This window comes from Haloferula rosea, from assembly GCF_016595525.1.
Taxonomy (GTDB): domain Bacteria; phylum Verrucomicrobiota; class Verrucomicrobiia; order Verrucomicrobiales; family Akkermansiaceae; genus Haloferula; species Haloferula rosea.
The window spans coordinates 16,226-32,431 of record NZ_JAENII010000007.1; the positions used below are offsets into that span (position 1 = coordinate 16,226).

The window sequence follows — 16,206 nt, forward strand, 5'->3', positions numbered from 1 at the left end:
GGTGGCTCAGGGCAGGAGCGTCGTGGATGAATGAGTTTGCCTGAAGTGCCTCACTGAAACCAGCGAACTCCTGCCTTGAAGAGCGGTTGGTGTTTCTCGCCCGGAATGTTCACCGCCACGCGCGATCCGCGTCGTTCGGTGTGGCCCATCTTACCGAAGACCTTGCCGCAGGGGCTTGTGATGCCTTCGACAGCGGCGGTTGATCCGTTCGGGTTGAACTCGATGTCCATGGTGGGTTCGCCGGACGCATCCACGTAGCGGGTGGCAATCTGCCCCTTGCGCGCCAGTTCACGGATGACAGCCTCGCTGGCAACGAACCGGCCTTCTCCGTGCGAAACCGGGATGCAGTGTCGGTCGCCGATCGAGCTCCCGGCGAGCCAGGGTGAAAGGTTGCTCTCCACACGGGTGTGGACGTAGCACGAGACGTGGCGGCCGATCGAATTGTGCGCCAGGGTCGGAGCCGAAGCCACCGGCTTGCGGATCTCGCCATAAGGCACGAGGCCGGTCTTCACGAGGGCTTGGAATCCATTGCAGATCCCGAGGATGAGGCCGTCGCGATTCTTGATCAGATCCATCACCGCGTCGGCCACCATCGGGTTGCGCAACACGGTGGCAATGAACTTGGCGGAGCCGTCCGGTTCGTCGCCTGCACTGAATCCACCCGGGATCATCAGGATTTCCGAACTGCGGATCGATTCGGCGAGTGCGGACAGGGATTGCTCAAGCGCCTGAGGCGTGAGGTTTCGGAATACCTGAATGGAAGGCGTCGCACCTGCTTCGGCAAACGCCTTGGCAGTGTCGTACTCCGAGTTCGTCCCGGGAAAGGCGGGGATGATGACCCGCGGAGAAGCCGAAGACGTGGGCAGGCTGCGGGTGGCAGGGCGGACATCCGGCGCGTCGAGTTCCAGAGAACCCGAAGGATCGATGCCTTCGGCTTGGGTCGGGTAGATGGGTTCCAGAGTACCCGTCCAGGCTTCCAGTAGCTCGTCGAGGTCGAGATCCTCACCGGACACGTTCAGCTTGGCTGCCTCGGTCGTTCGCCCGAGGGCGACGGCTCCAAGCGATGCCGGCAGATCTTCGCCGTGCTCGACGAGGAACGAGAATGGACGGGGTTCGAACAGGTCGAGCTCGGTATCGAGCTCGGCACCCAAGCCATTGCCGAAGCAACTCGTCGCGATCGCATGGCCGAGGCCCGCGGAGCCGATGGCCTTCACCGAAACCAAAAGCTCGTTGGATTGGTGAAGCTGCTCGGCGACTTCGAGAATCCTCGGGTAGTCCGGCAGGGATTCGGAGGTGAGCGGGATCTCGATCAGCGAGAGTCTGGAACCCGATTGCTTGAACTCGGGTGAGCGGGCCCGCGAGGCGGACCCGGGTGCGAGCGCAAACGACACCAGCGTCGGAGGCACATCGAGTTCGTTGAACGATCCGGACATCGAGTCTTTTCCGCCGATCGCGGCGAGACGCAATTGGTGCTGGGCCTCGAATGCTCCGAGCAGCGAAGCGAACGGAAGGCCCCACCGGGCTGGATCGTCACCGAGTTTGGGAAAGTATTCCTGAAGGGTCAGGCGGATGTCACTCAGGCGCGCGCCAGCGGCTACGGCCTTGCAGACCGACTCGGTGACGGCCCATGCCGCGCCGTGGAAGGGCGACCAGCAGGCGACATCCGGGTTGAAACCCCACGACATGTAGCTGCAGGCGTCGGTATCGCCTTCGAGCAGTGGAAGTTTGGCGACCATGGCATCGGGCGGCGTCAATTGATGAGCGCCACCGAAGGGCCACAACACCGTGCCGGCACCCACCGATCCGTCGAAGATCTCGCCGAGCCCCTTCTGCGAGGCATGATTGAGCTGGGAAAGCCGGGACTTGAGACGGGCGAGCAAGTTCTCTCCTTCGGCAGGCGCGGCGGCCTCGGGTGAGCCCAAGGGTATCGAGTTCACCTTGATCCGGGCTTCCTGCTGCACGCCATTGCTGTCGAGGAAGACGCGCGAGAGATCGACAATCGTCTTGCCGCGCCAATTGATCCTGAGCCGCCCGTGATCGGCCACGGTCGCGACATGGGTGCAGTCCAGATTCTCCTTGTCCGATTCCTGAATGAAGAAATCGAGGTCGGACGGGTCGACACAGACTGCCATCCGTTCCTGGGATTCCGAAATGGCCAATTCGGTGCCATCGAGCCCGTCGTACTTCTTCGGCACGGCATCCAGGTCGATATCGAGCGATGGGGCGATCTCGCCAATCGCCACCGACACGCCACCCGCTCCGAAGTCGTTGCAGACCTTGATTTTCCGCGCCAATTCCTGATGGCGGAACAGCCGTTGGACCTTCCGTTCCGTCGGTGCGTCACCCTTCTGGACCTCCGCAGAGTTATCGAGCGCATCGTCGCTGTGCTCCTTGGAAGAACCCGTGGCACCTCCCACACCATCGCGCCCCGTGCGTCCACCGATCAGGAGGATGAGGTCGCCAGTGGCAGGGCTGCCGCGAAAGACCTGACTGCGCGGCGCGGCTGCGACCACCGCACCGATCTCCATGCGCTTGGCGACGTAGCCCGGGTGATAGACCTCCGCGACCTGACCGGTTGCGAGACCGATCTGGTTGCCGTAGGACGAGTAGCCCTCCGCGGCGACCTGGCAGATCTTCTTCTGTGGAAGTTTCCCCGGCAGGGTTTCATTGAAGGGTGTCAGCGGGTTGGCCGCGCCGGTCACGCGCATCGCTTGATAGACGTAGGAACGTCCTGAAAGCGGGTCACGAATGCAGCCGCCAAGGCAAGTCGCGGCACCACCGAAGGGCTCGATCTCGGTTGGGTGGTTGTGCGTCTCGTTCTTGAACATCACCAGCCACTCTTCCTGCTTCTTTTCGCTGAAACTTGAGCCCGCTGTGGGTTCGATCTCAATCGGCACCACGATGGAGGCCGCGTTGATTTCGTCGGACTCCTCGAGGTTGTCGAGTTCCCCCGACTTGCGGAGTTCCCTCATCCCCATGAGCGCGATGTCCATCAGCGTGACAGGCCGATCGGTGTCTGGGCCGAACACATCGTTGCGGACGGATTGATAGGCTTCCCACGCCCGCTGAACCGGGCCGGTGTTTTCATCGAACTCCACGTCGGCGATCCGGGTCAGGAAAGTGGTGTGGCGGCAGTGGTCGGACCAATAGGTGTCGAGCACCCGGATTTCCGTCAGCGTTGGTGCCCGACCTTCCTCTTCACCAAAGTACTTTTGGCAGAAGGCGACATCCGCAGCGGACATCGCGAGTCCGAGCTCCTTGCAAGCGGTCGCCGGGTCGAGGGCATTGAAATTCTCGAGGGACTCGACGTCTTTCGGTTCCGGAGTCGGCACATGGAGTGATTCCGGGAGTTCCAGAGTTGCCTCATGGGAATCGACGCTGTTGATGATGAAGTGCTTCACCTTGTCGATCTCCTCCGGGCTCAGCCCACCTTGTAGGACATAGACGGTGGCCGAGGCAATCGTCGGGCGCTCCTTGGCCGTCAGGATCTGCAGGCACTGCGCCGCCGAGTCGGCACGTTGGTCGAATTGCCCCGGCAGGTATTCCACGGCAAATGCCTGCTCGCCGGCACCGAGGTGAAGGTCATCCGTCGCATGATCCACCTGGGGCTCCGAAAGAATCGAACCAACCGCGAGTTCAAACTCAGCACAGCTGAGACCGTCGATGTCGTAGCGCTGGATCACCCGCAGGCCCTGAAGGTGATCGAGGTGAAGGGACTCCCTGAGTTCCGGGAGGAGCGTGCGTGCCTCGTGGGCGAAGGCTGGTTTCTTTTCGACGAAAATGCGGTGCATGAAAAGGGGCGAACGGTGGAAGGCCGGGAGCGTAGCGACTCGCCGCATGAGGGCAAGACGCACTTGGCCCAATGCCAAGGATCATTCCCGAGGCCCACTGAGCCCGCGAAAATCGGAAATTCAGCCGAACTCCCAAGGACAGGACGCGACTATTCGCCGCGCAGCGCCTCGGCGCGTCCCTTGTCGATGCAGTTGCACAGCCAATCGATCAGGCGTGCGGCCTCCGAGCTTTCCCGGCGCAGGGTTTCGAAGGCATTCCAATCGATGTGCTGGCGATGTCGGGGAGCGGCAATCCGGTCGAAATTGATCCGTTCCATCAGGGCCTCGGTTTCCTTCGGATGAGCATTCAGGATATTCGCGGCCCGGGGCAGGTCGTCGAGGGTCTCGATGTCGATGCCAAAGGAGCTCACCCCAACGCCGAAGGCCGAGTTCAGCGCACGGAGCCCGTCCGCAAGCGCCTCGTCCTCGATCGGGACGGCATAGATCAACTCTCCGCCCTGGGTCCACATGGAGGCCGACAAAGCCTGAAAGAAGTCCTCGCGGAAAGAGTGCAGGTTGGCCTGGATGCGGAGCCGGGCCGAGGTGAGACGGAATGGGGGAAGCCCGAGACGCTGCTTCAGATTGAGCATTCGCGAGTCGAGTGACATTTCCTCCTCCGAATCCTCGCCGGTCTGCCAGTCGACCAGCGCCATTTCGGGGAACTTCCAAAGGTTTCCCAGCGGTGATCCGGACGTGAATGCCTCACGGAACTCGAAGGGAAATTTTCCATTCACCTCGTTGAAACGGTGGACGATCGCCCGAAATTTTTTGACCCGCTCGAGGGCGTGATCGACCGCCCCTCGGTCGGCATTGAGATCATCCAGCCGTCCCTGACTCAGGGAAACAAGTTCCTGGGCGCCGGAGAGGGCGGGGACGGGAGCGGAACGCCGGTAGTATCCCTGACCCTTCTCGACCTTCGCGATCGGCGAACCCGGGTCGCAGGACATGATGGAAAAGTGATACCGGAGCGAGGCATCGGAGTAGTTCCCAGTGAGCTGAAGCCTAACGAGCCGGATCAATTCGGTCCCCTTGATGGCCTCGGCGGGGTTCGTGGGGAGAAGCGAGGGGAGGAGGTCCGATAGCTGGCTGCGAAGACTCATGGGGTGCGGAAAGAACGGGGGGAGTTCGAGACCGAATCCAACGGCCCCCGTCGATTCCGGGCAAGCTTCAATGGCGAATTTTGAAAAAAACCCGCCCTTGGCCATTCCAAGCGCGCCCGGCTTTCGTCGGCACGCCGCCATCAAACAACGGCAACCCCGTTTCCAGCGGGGGGCTCCATTTGAATCAATTCGAAGCCTTGATCGTCAGAGCATGCAGCGCCATGTTTCGCCCAATGATCAACGTTTCCCGAATTTTCCCTGTCCTTTGCCTGCTCCTGCTAGGCCACGCGACCGCTCAGGATGCAGCCCAGTTGATGGAGCGCGCCCGGATGGCCGCGACCCTGCAAAACAACGACCTCCGCGGGACGATCCGCCAGGGCCGCACGAAGACGGACGTCTCGCTGTTCCTGCGGGGCAAGGATATCCAGTTCACCACCGGGGCGGGGCAGCAGCGTTTCCACATGCGGCTTGGCGATGACAAGTTCGACCTTTTCGAGATCATCAATGGAAAGACGGTCGCCTTTCCGGACAACAAGCTGAGACAACCGATCGCGGGTAGTGACCTGACCTACGAGGATCTTTCCATGCGCTTCTTTTACTGGCCGAACCCCAAGCTGGAAGGCGGAGAGCGCGTGCGGACCCACGACTGCTGGAAGATCCGAATCAATAACCCGGGACGGACCGGCGACTACGGTTTGGTCTATGTCTGGGTGCACAAGAAGTTCGGAGCCTTCATGAAGGTCGAGGGCTTCGATCGTCAGGGCAACAAACTGAAGCAGTTCACCGTGGAAGAGGTGATGAAGCTCAGCGACGGCACCCACACGCTGAAGCAGATGAAGGTCAGCTCCATTCGCGGAGGAAAGACCGTGAGCCACAGCTATCTCGAGTTCGACAAGCCTACTCGTCCCGCACCAAAGGGAGCTCGCTGAACGATGAGAACGACCCGAGTCCTTGCACTAATCGCCGTAATCGGACTGCTCGGTTTTGGAGGTCGGGCCTTGTTCGTTGCTCAATTCGGCATCCATCTCGACGCGGATGAATTCATCGAGATGGCGTCGGATCGCGATTCGATCGGGTCCATCCACAGCATCGAGTATGTGGGGCTTCGCGATGGCGTCGTTTCACTCGAAACCTGGCACCTCCACCGCTTCCCCGAGACCATCCGCTATTGGACGGAGCTGGAGAAGTTACCGGCACGAACCCAAGAGTCGATCCGCAGGGGTGCAGGTCGATGGGTGCTCGGGGAATCCGCTGGTATTTCTCCTGAGAGTGGATCCCGGTCCGATCCGAAAGATCCTGAGTTGGCATCCGCCGAACCGAACCGGAGCGAGCAAGCAGACGAAGGGCGCAGGTTGCAACTGGAACAGGAAATCGGAACCTTGACGAAAACAAGTCTCGAAGTCCGCGGTCAGGTTGCTCTGCTTCAAGATGAGCTAGACGAGGTGAAGAGAAAACTAGGTCAGATCCGCACACAGAAAACGGATTTGGCGAGAGAGCTCACCAAACTGGAGGAGGAACTGGATCTGGAGATGGAGGCAACCGAGCTCGCAAATAGCCACCAACCCATCATGCAAACCTTCCGCTCCCTCATGAAGGACATCGCCGCACTGAAGCGAGAGAAGGATGAGTTGAGGGAGCGTTCGGAGAACGGGGAGTGAGCCAGCGGCACCCTGGGGTGCCAATCAGGGAACCACCTGGAATGCAGCCGCCTGCTCCGGCGTCAATTCGATGCAGGTCCATGGAAGACCGTGGGCATTCAGGTCGGCCATGAAGGGGTCGGGGTCATGCTGTTCCATGTTCCAGACGCCGTCTTTCCTCCACGCACCTTCCAGCATCTGCTTCGCGCCAATCATGGCGGGAACTCCGGTCGTGTAGGAAATGGCCTGACTTCCGACTTCCTCGAAGCACTTTTCGTGGTCGCAGATGTTGTAGACGTAGACGGCCTTCGGCTGCCCATCCCTGAGGCCGGTGATGATGTTGCCAATGCACGTGCGGCCTTTGGTGCGCTCTCCGAGATCGCCGGGGTTGGGCAGCACGGCCTTGAGGAACTGGAGCGGGACGATCTTCTGCCCCTGATACTCGACTTCGTCGATCCGCGTCATCCCGACATTCCCGAGCACCTCGAGGTGCGTGAGATAGGCAGGGGAGAAGCTCATCCAGAACTGGGCACGCTTGATGGTCGGGATGTGCTTGGTCAGCGACTCGAGTTCCTCGTGATACATACGATAGATCTCGTAGCTCCCGACACCATCGGGGCAGTCGAACCCGCGGTGCTCGGACATCGGCGGGGTTTCGACGAAGCGACCGTCCTCCCAGTGGCGGCACTCCGCGGTCACTTCGCGAATATTGATCTCCGGGTTGAAGTTCGTCGCGAAGGCATGGCCATGGTCGCCGCCATTCACGTCGATGATGTCGAGCGTATGAATCTCATCGAAGTGATGCTTCAGAGCCCATGAGGTGAAGACGTTGGTGACTCCCGGATCAAAGCCTGATCCAAGGAGGGCGGAGCGACCTGCCGACTTGAAACGATCCTGATATTCCCATTGCCAGGAATACTCGAACTTGGCGACATCCTTGGGCTCATAGTTTGCCGTATCCAGGTAGTCGCACCCGGCCTCGAGGCAGGCATCCATGATGGTGAGGTCCTGATAGGGGAGAGCGACATTGATGACCAGGGAGGCTCCGGTCTTCCGAATGAGCTCGGCGGTCTGGGCGGAGTCATCGGCGTCCACCCTGGCGGTGGCGATGTCCCGGCCGGTCCGCTGCTTGACTTCCGCGGCGATGGCTTCGCACTTCGACAGAGTCCGGGAGGCGAGGGTGATCTCGCCGAAAACCTCGGGAACCATGGCACATTTGTGGGCCACGACATTGCCGACCCCGCCGGCACCAATGATGAGAACCTTATGCATGCCGCGGGGTTTAGCCGGGACGGAGCCGGATTGCCAAGAAATGAGCTGCAAAATCGAAGTTTCTGATCGGGCGGCAGGCTCCGCACCGGTTCAAATCATGGATTTCCGCCAAATTTCGCGAAACCCTTCGTATTTTGGTGGGTTCTGCCAGCGAAAGCTCCGGAAATTACCGACAAGTTTAGATTCGCACGGCGTTCTTTCTAGCGTAAGGCTTCGCGCCGCTACGACTCTGACACAACTCATGAAACGTCCTTCCACTACCAAGCGCCGCTATCGTGCGGGTTTCTCGCTCCTTGAAATGGTCATCGTCCTCGGGATCATCGCTGTCATCATCGGCGGTGCGATCTCCGTCATGGGACGGGTCGGCGATGGTGCCAAGCGCACCCGCGTTAGCGGTGATTTCCAGGCAGTGGGAGCTGCCCTCCGCATGTATCAGACGAACAACGGCCGCTACCCCACGACTTCCCAAGGACTCGACGCTCTGGTCAACAAGCCAAGCGGCACTCCGGTTCCAAAGCGCTGGGTCAAGTTGATGGACGAAGTTCCGCTCGACCCGTGGCAGGAGCCCTATGGCTACAAATTCCCCGGCACCCATGATCCGACCACCTTCGAGATCATTTCCAAAGGGCCGGATATGACTGAAGGCACCGAGGATGACATCAGCAGTCAGAAGGACGAGTAATCCTGGTGCTCGGGCTGGCTTCTCGCTGCTGGAGATCATCGTCGTACTCTCGCTGATGATGCTCGTCATCGGCGGGGCGATCGGCGCGATGTATCTCAATCGTGACGAGGCCCGCCTCAACGACGCAGTGCAGGAAATTGAAGTGCTCGCCAAGCGGGCACGAACGATTTCCACGCTGCAGCAGCGACCTTATGCTCTCGAGTTCACGGTTTCCGGAGTCAAACTCATGCCGTTTGCCGAAGCGATGATGGACGAGCAGGACCGCGAGTTCATGATCGAATCCCGGGAGAGTGATCGTTCGATGCTCGACGACGGATCTCCGGCACCTGCCGCCCAGACGGGGGTTCGGGACAGTTGGCAGCAGGAAGAGGATGATCCGATGCTGATGCTCGTGCGCCGGTGGGGCTCGACCGACTGGATCGAGCTGAAGCAGCGAGACAGCGAAGTCTGGCGTTTCGATCCGAACGGCATCTGCGAACCGGTCGGCCTTCGGCTTGAGATGGACAACGGTAACTGGATTTCCGCGTTCTTCCACCCGCTGACAGCCGCAGCCACTGAAATCGAGTCCGAGATCAAATGAGACGTTCTCCGAAATCTTCCAAACGAGCTGGCTTCCTGTTGATGGAGGTCATCCTCGCGCTTGGGATTTTCGGAATTGCCGCGACCGCTTTTGCCATTGCCCTGGGACGCACGGCGGATGCTGCGGCCATGGCACAACGACGCATGCAGATCGGGCGTATTCTGGAGAGTGCGTTGACCGAGGCTCTCTCGATGCCGGCCCTCGAGGAGGGAACCACCTCCGTGACCCTCGATGAGGAAATCGGCGGAGCCCAGGTCGAGGTCGACACCCTGATCGAACCACTGCTTGAGATGGAAAACCAGGACGGTCAGTTGCTTCAACAGATGTTCCGGATCCAGGTCAGCGCCCACTGGTACGACGGTGGCGCTTGGATGGAAGAAACCGCCGAAACCTGGCGCTACGCCCGACTCTATCAACCATGAAGTCGGCCGCATTCCATCGCGCGGGCAACCGCGGTTTCACGCTCCTGGAACTGGTGCTGGCGATCGGCCTGCTGGCTCTGCTGGTAGGCATGATCTTCTCCGTGGCGACGCAGAACATCGCCCTGGGGAACGCAGTGGTGGCCCGCCAGAACGAAGAGAGCCTTGAGGCTGCGTTCATTGATCTGCTGGGTGACCAGTTTTCCGCCATGCCGGGCAATGCGCGGATGGAGCTGACCTCGGAAGATACCGGCGCCCAGTACCTTTCCGATCTCACGATCCAGAACGTGCCGTTGAGCTTCACGTGGGGCGGAGCGGAGCGTATTGCCAAGGCGGTCCAGATTTCCACCGTGCGCCGGCGCGACGGGCTTCTCGACATCGTCATGCGTTACTACGAGAACGAGGTTCTCGAGGAGACGCAAGAGGTTGGAGACAGCCCCTCGGTGTTGGACGACGAGCCTTTTGCAGAAGTGATCCTACTGGAGGACGTTCAGGCCTTTGAATGGCAGGTCCTCGATGGTCGGACGATGGAGTGGCAGTATGATTGGGATCTGGTGGGTCGCCTGCCACTGCAGATGGAGTTGGTCTATGCGATGGCACCGGAAGACATCGAAACGCCGGTGCGACAGATTTTTTGGATCACCCCGAAGCAGAATCCCGAGGTGATGATGCGCCAGTTGCAGCAACAGGGTCAGCAGGACCAGCAAGGCGGTGGTGATGGTGGTTCAGCCAATCCCGGTGATGGCGAGACTCCAAGCGTGAGCATTCCCAATCCTCCCACCGATGGAGGTGGGGGTGGCCGCGGCGACGGAGGAGGCGGTGGACGTGGTGGTTCGTCCGGACAGAGAGGAGGAGGGCGGTGAAGCGAGGTCAACGAAACGGATCGGCCTTGGTCGCCGTCCTCTGGCTGATCGCCCTGCTTTCCTTCGCCGCGGTGGCGGCCATTCGGGTGGTTTCCTTCGATCTCGATGTGGCATCCGCCAACATCCACGGTTTCCGCGCCAAGCAGCTTGCTGAGATGGGCATTGCGGTAGGAGCCAACCCGGTGGTCGAGCGGTCGGATCCGATACTCGTCCAGTATTCCGAGGCCGACGGCGAAGGCTTCGAGGTGAAGATCGTTTCCGAAGGCGGCAAGTTCAACATCAACAGCATCATCCTCAAGGATGATACCAACCTGCTGAAGAGCATGTTCATCGACTGGGGCCTGGATATCGATCAGGCAGCCGCTGTGGCCGATGGCCTGGTCGACTGGGTCGACACCAACGACGAAGAGTCCCTGAATGGTGCCGAGGTCGACTGGTATGAGGCGGCCGGACGGATCAATCAGCCGTTCAACCGCCCGTTCTACAGCCTCGATGAAATGCGACTGGTCCGCGGCATGGATCTCGTCGAGGCGATGCGCCCGGATTGGCAATCATGGTTCACGGTTTGGAGTTCCGGCCCGCTCGATCTGAACGAAGCCACCGACGAAATGATTGCCGTGGCGGCCGAGGTTCCGATCGAGCAGGCGGCAATTATTCCGGAAACCGTGCGTGGTCCGGATGGCATTCGCGACACGGACGATGACGCACCTTTCCGATCCGCGCAGGAAGCTCTTGAACTCTTGGGCGTAGATCGCACTCTGCGCCCCGACATTGTGAGCCGATTCAGCGTGAACGAAACCACCACCCGCATTGAGAGCATCGGCAGTTCGCCGGGCGCTCGTCGCAAGATCACCTTGGTGGTGCGCAACCGGACCGGCCAGCCGGCCATCCTAGAACGAACCGAGGAGGTTATCCCTTGAGCAAAAAGCCCGTAGAAATGTCACTTCTCGTCCCCGGTCCATTGGGCTGGGAACTCTGGAAGCAGTTACCGGACGGCGGCTACCAGCGGGCCGACGATGAGGGGCCGATGGTGGTCGGCGAGATGTCCAGGCTCCCGAGCGGGGACCTGGCCATGTTGTTTCCGGTCCGTCAGGTGCACGCCCTTCCCTTCAAGGCACCGAGCACCGATGAAGATCTCTTTGAAGATCTCGCCACCATGCATGCGGAGCGGCTCGGCATTCGTCCGGATGTGATGGCCGGGGAGTTGACCGACAGCTTTCTGGTCAGTCAGGAAGACGAGTCCAGCGTGCTGCTTCATGTCGTCATCCGCAGCCCGGGCGAAGGCGAACTGCCGGTCCGCACCCCCAAGGATTTCGATCTTTCCGCCCGCGGTTTCCCCGTCGAGGGAGATGCGGTCTGCGTGTGGAAAGAACTCGGCCGCTGGGTGTTCAGCATCTTCAAGGAAGGCAAACTGATCTACTGCCAGCCCAGTTCTTCATCCGCTGAAACCCCCGACAACGATGTGGTACGTGACATCCATCTCAGTCTTGGCCAGCTCACGCTTCAGGGACTCAAGGTGAAGCCTGAGCGGGTCCACCTGTGGGGCCCCCAAGGTGAACTGGGAGAACCCGGTGCCCTTGCGGAAGCCTTCGATGTGCCGATCGAGATCGCTCATCGTCCGGACCCGGTCATGCCCGATCCTCCGAGCCGGATCCTCCCGGCGGACGTGCACGCTGCACGACGGGCCAAGGCCCAGCGCAACAAGGTGCTCACCTTGGTTGGTGCCGCGGCGGTCGTCTACCTGGGCTTCGCAGGCTGGTTGGGATGGGGCCTCTGGCAAACGCTTCAGGAGCGAAAGGAGATCAAGGCCGAGATGGCTCAGTATGCGGAAGTGGAAGCGGTCTTCGGCGAACACACCGCCCGCTGGGACGAGCTCAGCCGAGTCGTGGAATCACGATACAACCCGGTTGAGACAATGCTCAACATCGCCAATTCGATTCCCAAGAACAGCGGTCTCCGGCTGACCACTGCCGACATCGACTTTTCCGAGAGCGAACCACTGGTGACGTTGCGCGGAGCGGCACCGGCCTCGGCACCGGTCACCACGTTTTCCTTGGCGCTGAAGCGCAATGCGGATCTCGAATGGCTGGAGTGGAACAACGAACCGGCCAACAAGACGCAGAAAGGCTGGGAGTTTCTGTTCAAAGGTGCACCTCTGGAGCCATGATCCAATTTCTGACCAACAATTCATCCTCCCGGCGGCGTTTCTCCGGCAACTTGACCACATGAACCAACGGGAACAACGACTACTCATCGCACTGGGCACCGCGCTCTTTGCGGTGGTGACCCTGTATGGGTTCAAGGCCATCACGGCCAAGAATGACGCCGTGAAGGCCGAAATTCGCGGACTTGAGACGCAATTGGACGGCCTCATCATGCTCGACCGCACCCGCGAGAGCATGATGGATGATGTCGAGTGGCTGTCGAGGAACCAACCGGACCCGAAGGAAGGGGAGCTCGCTCCGTCGCAACTCGAGAATCTGGTGACCAAAGCCGCGACTCAGGCCGGTCTGAGCGTGAATCGCCCCAAGATTCTTCCGAATATCGAAGGGGAGGGATTCTATGATCGGGCACGCTTCCAGATCTCGGTTTCCGGCGAGGAAGTCGGGCTTTACCGCTGGCTCGTGCAGATGCACAGCCCCAAGGACTTCCGCGCGGTGACGTCGCTGCGCTTCTCCCCGAATCGCGAGGACGACACGAAGATTGATGTGGTGGCCACCATTGAGGAGTGGTTCACCCCGGCGATAGCCGAAGAAATTGAACCCGCAAGTCAAGCTGAAGGCGCATGAAAACGATCCTGCTTTTGCTCATCACCGCGATGGTCGGCACTGCGACCGGCGAACCTCCGAAGCAGTTGATGCTCGGGCGCTACAAGCCTCTCTGGGAGGACTCTCCGTTCACCAGCAAACCGATCGTCACGGGTCCGGCACCGGTGGCCAACCCATTGGAAGACTACTCGCTCGGCGGCATCACCAAGCTTGCCGACGGCTACTTCGCGATTCTCTTCAACAAGAAGGACCCGAAGATCAAGGAAGTCGTCAGCCCCGGATCAAGTAGCGAATTCTCCATCGTCAAGGTCGACTGGGCCGAGAACTGGAAGGAGACCGTGGTCACCCTACGCAAGGGATCCACCACGGGCACCGTGACCTTCGAAGACAAACTCATTACCATCAAGGCGCCGGTCGCGCAAAAGAAGGCGCCGACCAACGCCGCGGCCCGTCCGCCAATTCCAACCAAGCCCAGTTCGGGTTCAACCCGAACACCCCGTCCTCGGGTTGTCACCCCACCCAAGCGTTGACCCTCCGTCCATCTGAATTTTTCCCACTCCACCGAGTTCATGCAACGTAGCCTTCTCTGCCTTCTCGCCAGCGCGACTGTCGCCCTGGCCCAAAACCCTCCTGGCAACCCGACTCCTCCCGGCGTTCCGGCACCTCCGGCTCCGGGTGTTCCGGTCGCCCCGGGTGCCCCGGCCGCACCCGTTCCTGCCCCGGCAGTTCCAGCGGGAGTCGTCGACCCCGAAACGGTCCTGCGGGAGGATCAGATCTTCCCAAAGATGACGGGAGACGAGCTATCCGATCTCTATCGCAAATTCACCGGACGTCGTGTGACCGTCAGCGTGGCCGCTTCGGCTGCGGAATTCCGCTTCATCCAGCGTGCGCCCCTCACTTATGGGGAAGCATCACAGCTCCTCAAAAAGGCTGCCTTGATGGAGGGTTTCGTCTTTGTTCCCGACCCAAACATGGCCGGACACGACGTGCTGGTGGTGGCGACGGGTGGCGAGAACCCGAAGGGTGTCGGGGTGGAGATCATCATCGATCCAGCAGATCTTCCCAACGACGATCGGGTGGTTTCGTATGTGATGAACCTGCGCTACATCAAGCCCGATGAAATCGTCCGAACCTTTACCACCATCGTCGGTCAGTTCGGAGCCTACGGTTCGATCACGCCAGTCCCCAATGCGGGTGCCGTCGTCATTACTGAGAAGACCTCATTGATCCGACGCTTGATTGAACTGCAAGAGGAGATCGACGTTTCGGCCTCGGTTGCGACACGCTTCATCAAGGTCCAGTACGCGGATGTCGATGAACTCGCAGAAACGCTCAACGAAATCCTCAACACCCAACAATCCGGCCAACGCTCGGCGGGTGTGCAACGCGTTGGCAACAATGCCACGCCTCCTGGCGTTCCAGGTGCCGTAGCTGCTGCCGGTGGAAGCAGTGCCGCCGAGGACGTGCCCATTCAAATCGTGGCGGACAGCCGAACCAACCGGATCTTCGCGATGGGTCGTCCGGTCGACATCGTCTTCATTGAAGGCCTGGTTGCCGAGTTCGACAGCGCCACCGATGAACGCAATTTCCTGCGACGGAAGCTCAAGTTCGTTGCCGTTGCCGATTTCCTCGAAATCGCCGAACCCGCTCTGGAGCGTGCGTTTTCCAGTTCCTCGAATGGCAGCTCCACAGGCGGAGGACGCAGCACCGGGGCCAACTTCGGAAACAACAGCCGGAGTACCTCCAACAACCGCAGCACCACCTCGAACAATCGCAGCAATTCCAACAGCAGCATCGGTGGCAATAGTGGCGGGAGCCTTAGCGGCGGAGGTGGCCTAGGGGACCCCACGGTCAATAGCGCCCCGGAAGCCCGATTGGTGGGACGCACCCTCCTGGTCGCCGACAACATCACCAACTCCCTGGTCGTTCAGGGACCTCCTGCTGGTGTCGAGATCATCACCAATCTCCTCGACGAAATTGATGTGAAGGCCGATCAGGTGATGATTTCGGCCGTATTCGGCCAGCTCACGCTCGGCGATGACTTCGAATTCGGAGTGGATTACGTGCAGGCACTCAACGGCGACCGCTTCGCGGGTCGCGGTGGTAGCGGTGATTTTCCACTGGTTCCTTTGGACGGTCTTACCGCCTTTGATCCAGGTAGCCTGGCCGCAGCAGCTGGTCTTTCGCTCTACGGGCGGATCGGCGACGATTTCAATATTGTCGTCAACGCCCTGCAGTCGGACAATCGTTTCAAGGTGCTCTCGCGGCCGACGATTTTCACCGCCAACAACCGCAAGGGCACGATTCAAGCGGGTGAGCGAATCGCCGTTCCAACCAATACTTTCAACAATGGCGGCGTTAATGGCTCAAGTCAGAGCACCAACATCGAATACCAAGACGTCCTTCTCAGCCTGGAAGTGATCCCGCTGGTCAACTCCGAGGATGAAGTGACCCTGGAGATCGCCCTCTTGAACGACGAGGTCATCGGTGAGCAGTTCATCGAGGGTGTGGGTGCGGTGCCAACCATCGGGCGTCGCGAGGTCCTTACGACAGTAACGGTTCCCGACGGCTCCACGATCGTCCTCGGTGGATTGATCGTCAGCCGGAAGCGCGAGAGCGTCTCCGGGATCCCACTGCTCAGCGACATCCCGGGCCTCGGCAAGCTGTTCTCATCCACTTCCACAGAGGACGAGAGGGCGGAGCTGATGGTGTTCATTCAGCCAAAGATCGTCCGCGATTCCAAAACCCTCTACGACGCACAGGTCGATATGGACTCCCGTTTCGAAGTTGCTCCGGCCGCCAACCAGTTTGCCAATGGGCCGGGCGTATTGCCGACGCAATCCGACATCGAACCCGTCAGTCAAAAGGGGGCGCCAGCGCCGGAACCACAACCCGCGACCAGCACCAGCTCCCGGAAGAAGTTCGGCCGGCCTGGATCCGCTTGGCGGCGCTAATCCGCGCAGCCGATTCAGGCTCCCAGTTCCCTCGAGCGGCGTCATGTCGTCGCTTTGTAGGGACATCGTCGGGATGAGGCCGGATTGTTGGCGGAATTCCG

The 16,206-nt window shown here is 60.4% G+C and carries 14 protein-coding genes; 11 read left to right on the forward strand and 3 right to left on the reverse strand.

Going from position 1 to position 16,206, the window contains the following annotated elements; all coding sequences use genetic code 11:
• Nucleotides 1–50 precede the first annotated feature (50 nt).
• Both JIN81_RS10135 and JIN81_RS10140 read right to left on the reverse strand, forming a co-directional pair.
• Nucleotides 51–3,791, reverse strand: a complete 3,741-nt coding sequence (locus tag JIN81_RS10135; protein ID WP_200278833.1) for a phosphoribosylformylglycinamidine synthase — start codon at nucleotides 3,789–3,791, stop codon at nucleotides 51–53.
• A gap of 149 nt (nucleotides 3,792–3,940) precedes the next feature.
• On the reverse strand, nucleotides 3,941–4,930 hold the full coding sequence (locus JIN81_RS10140; RefSeq protein ID WP_200278834.1) for a hypothetical protein: 990 nt from the start codon (nucleotides 4,928–4,930) through the stop codon (nucleotides 3,941–3,943).
• A 233-nt stretch (nucleotides 4,931–5,163) separates the two neighbouring features.
• Here JIN81_RS10140 and JIN81_RS10145 point away from each other — a divergent pair, with 233 nt between their 5' ends.
• Together JIN81_RS10145 and JIN81_RS10150 are read left to right on the forward strand one after the other, a co-directional pair.
• Entirely contained in the window at nucleotides 5,164–5,859 is a 696-nt protein-coding gene (locus JIN81_RS10145) for an outer membrane lipoprotein-sorting protein (RefSeq protein WP_234044696.1), read from the forward strand.
• 3 nt (nucleotides 5,860–5,862) lie between these two features.
• Nucleotides 5,863–6,588, forward strand: a complete 726-nt coding sequence (locus tag JIN81_RS10150; RefSeq protein WP_200278836.1) for a hypothetical protein — start codon at nucleotides 5,863–5,865, stop codon at nucleotides 6,586–6,588.
• Between the two features lie 24 nt (nucleotides 6,589–6,612).
• Here the strand turns inward: JIN81_RS10150 and JIN81_RS10155 are convergent, their stop codons facing one another.
• Complete coding sequence (locus JIN81_RS10155) at nucleotides 6,613–7,839, reverse strand: saccharopine dehydrogenase family protein (protein WP_200278837.1); 1,227 nt, start codon at nucleotides 7,837–7,839, stop codon at nucleotides 6,613–6,615.
• Nucleotides 7,840–8,080: 241 nt separating this feature from the next.
• Here JIN81_RS10155 and gspG point away from each other — a divergent pair, with 241 nt between their 5' ends.
• The 9 genes from gspG to JIN81_RS10200 are packed head-to-tail and all read left to right on the forward strand — an operon-like array spanning nucleotide 8,081 to nucleotide 16,105.
• The gene (gene gspG / locus JIN81_RS10160) at nucleotides 8,081–8,521 is read left to right on the forward strand and encodes a type II secretion system major pseudopilin GspG (RefSeq protein WP_200278838.1); all 441 of its coding nucleotides are present in this window, start codon (nucleotides 8,081–8,083) and stop codon (nucleotides 8,519–8,521) included.
• Nucleotides 8,493–9,101 (forward strand): pilus assembly FimT family protein, encoded by a 609-nt coding sequence (locus JIN81_RS10165; protein ID WP_200278839.1) that lies wholly within the window; start codon nucleotides 8,493–8,495, stop codon nucleotides 9,099–9,101. The genes gspG and JIN81_RS10165 overlap by 29 nt, the downstream gene beginning before the upstream one ends.
• On the forward strand, nucleotides 9,098–9,523 hold the full coding sequence (locus JIN81_RS10170) for a type II secretion system protein (RefSeq protein ID WP_200278840.1): 426 nt from the start codon (nucleotides 9,098–9,100) through the stop codon (nucleotides 9,521–9,523). The genes JIN81_RS10165 and JIN81_RS10170 overlap by 4 nt, the downstream gene beginning before the upstream one ends.
• Nucleotides 9,520–10,383, forward strand: a complete 864-nt coding sequence (locus tag JIN81_RS10175; protein WP_200278841.1) for a type II secretion system protein — start codon at nucleotides 9,520–9,522, stop codon at nucleotides 10,381–10,383. Before JIN81_RS10170 ends, JIN81_RS10175 begins: the two co-directional genes overlap by 4 nt.
• Nucleotides 10,380–11,303, forward strand: coding sequence for a type II secretion system minor pseudopilin (locus JIN81_RS10180; RefSeq protein WP_200278842.1), 924 nt, complete (start codon nucleotides 10,380–10,382; stop codon nucleotides 11,301–11,303). The genes JIN81_RS10175 and JIN81_RS10180 overlap by 4 nt, the downstream gene beginning before the upstream one ends.
• Before the next feature lie 17 nt (nucleotides 11,304–11,320).
• Complete coding sequence (locus tag JIN81_RS10185; RefSeq protein WP_200278843.1) at nucleotides 11,321–12,550, forward strand: hypothetical protein; 1,230 nt, start codon at nucleotides 11,321–11,323, stop codon at nucleotides 12,548–12,550.
• Nucleotides 12,551–12,608: 58 nt separating this feature from the next.
• Nucleotides 12,609–13,172, forward strand: a complete 564-nt coding sequence (locus JIN81_RS10190) for a hypothetical protein (RefSeq protein ID WP_200278844.1) — start codon at nucleotides 12,609–12,611, stop codon at nucleotides 13,170–13,172.
• Nucleotides 13,169–13,681 carry a hypothetical protein gene (locus tag JIN81_RS10195; RefSeq protein WP_200278845.1) on the forward strand — a complete coding sequence of 171 codons (513 nt, stop codon included), beginning with the start codon at nucleotides 13,169–13,171 and terminating at the stop codon, nucleotides 13,679–13,681. The genes JIN81_RS10190 and JIN81_RS10195 overlap by 4 nt, the downstream gene beginning before the upstream one ends.
• Nucleotides 13,682–13,720: 39 nt before the next feature.
• Nucleotides 13,721–16,105, forward strand: a complete 2,385-nt coding sequence (locus tag JIN81_RS10200; protein ID WP_200278846.1) for a secretin N-terminal domain-containing protein — start codon at nucleotides 13,721–13,723, stop codon at nucleotides 16,103–16,105.
• Nucleotides 16,106–16,206: the final 101 nt, after the last annotated feature.

Coding starts and splice junctions, on each gene's coding strand:
- JIN81_RS10135 (WP_200278833.1), bottom strand. CDS start 3,791: ATGCACCGCATTTTCGTCGAAAAGAAACCAGCCTTCGCCCACGAGGCA.
- JIN81_RS10140 (WP_200278834.1), bottom strand. CDS start 4,930: ATGAGTCTTCGCAGCCAGCTATCGGACCTCCTCCCCTCGCTTCTCCCC.
- JIN81_RS10145 (WP_234044696.1), top strand. CDS start 5,164: ATGATCAACGTTTCCCGAATTTTCCCTGTCCTTTGCCTGCTCCTGCTA.
- JIN81_RS10150 (WP_200278836.1), top strand. CDS start 5,863: ATGAGAACGACCCGAGTCCTTGCACTAATCGCCGTAATCGGACTGCTC.
- JIN81_RS10155 (WP_200278837.1), bottom strand. CDS start 7,839: ATGCATAAGGTTCTCATCATTGGTGCCGGCGGGGTCGGCAATGTCGTG.
- gspG (WP_200278838.1), top strand. CDS start 8,081: ATGAAACGTCCTTCCACTACCAAGCGCCGCTATCGTGCGGGTTTCTCG.
- JIN81_RS10165 (WP_200278839.1), top strand. CDS start 8,493: ATGACATCAGCAGTCAGAAGGACGAGTAATCCTGGTGCTCGGGCTGGC.
- JIN81_RS10170 (WP_200278840.1), top strand. CDS start 9,098: ATGAGACGTTCTCCGAAATCTTCCAAACGAGCTGGCTTCCTGTTGATG.
- JIN81_RS10175 (WP_200278841.1), top strand. CDS start 9,520: ATGAAGTCGGCCGCATTCCATCGCGCGGGCAACCGCGGTTTCACGCTC.
- JIN81_RS10185 (WP_200278843.1), top strand. CDS start 11,321: ATGTCACTTCTCGTCCCCGGTCCATTGGGCTGGGAACTCTGGAAGCAG.
- JIN81_RS10190 (WP_200278844.1), top strand. CDS start 12,609: ATGAACCAACGGGAACAACGACTACTCATCGCACTGGGCACCGCGCTC.
- JIN81_RS10195 (WP_200278845.1), top strand. CDS start 13,169: ATGAAAACGATCCTGCTTTTGCTCATCACCGCGATGGTCGGCACTGCG.
- JIN81_RS10200 (WP_200278846.1), top strand. CDS start 13,721: ATGCAACGTAGCCTTCTCTGCCTTCTCGCCAGCGCGACTGTCGCCCTG.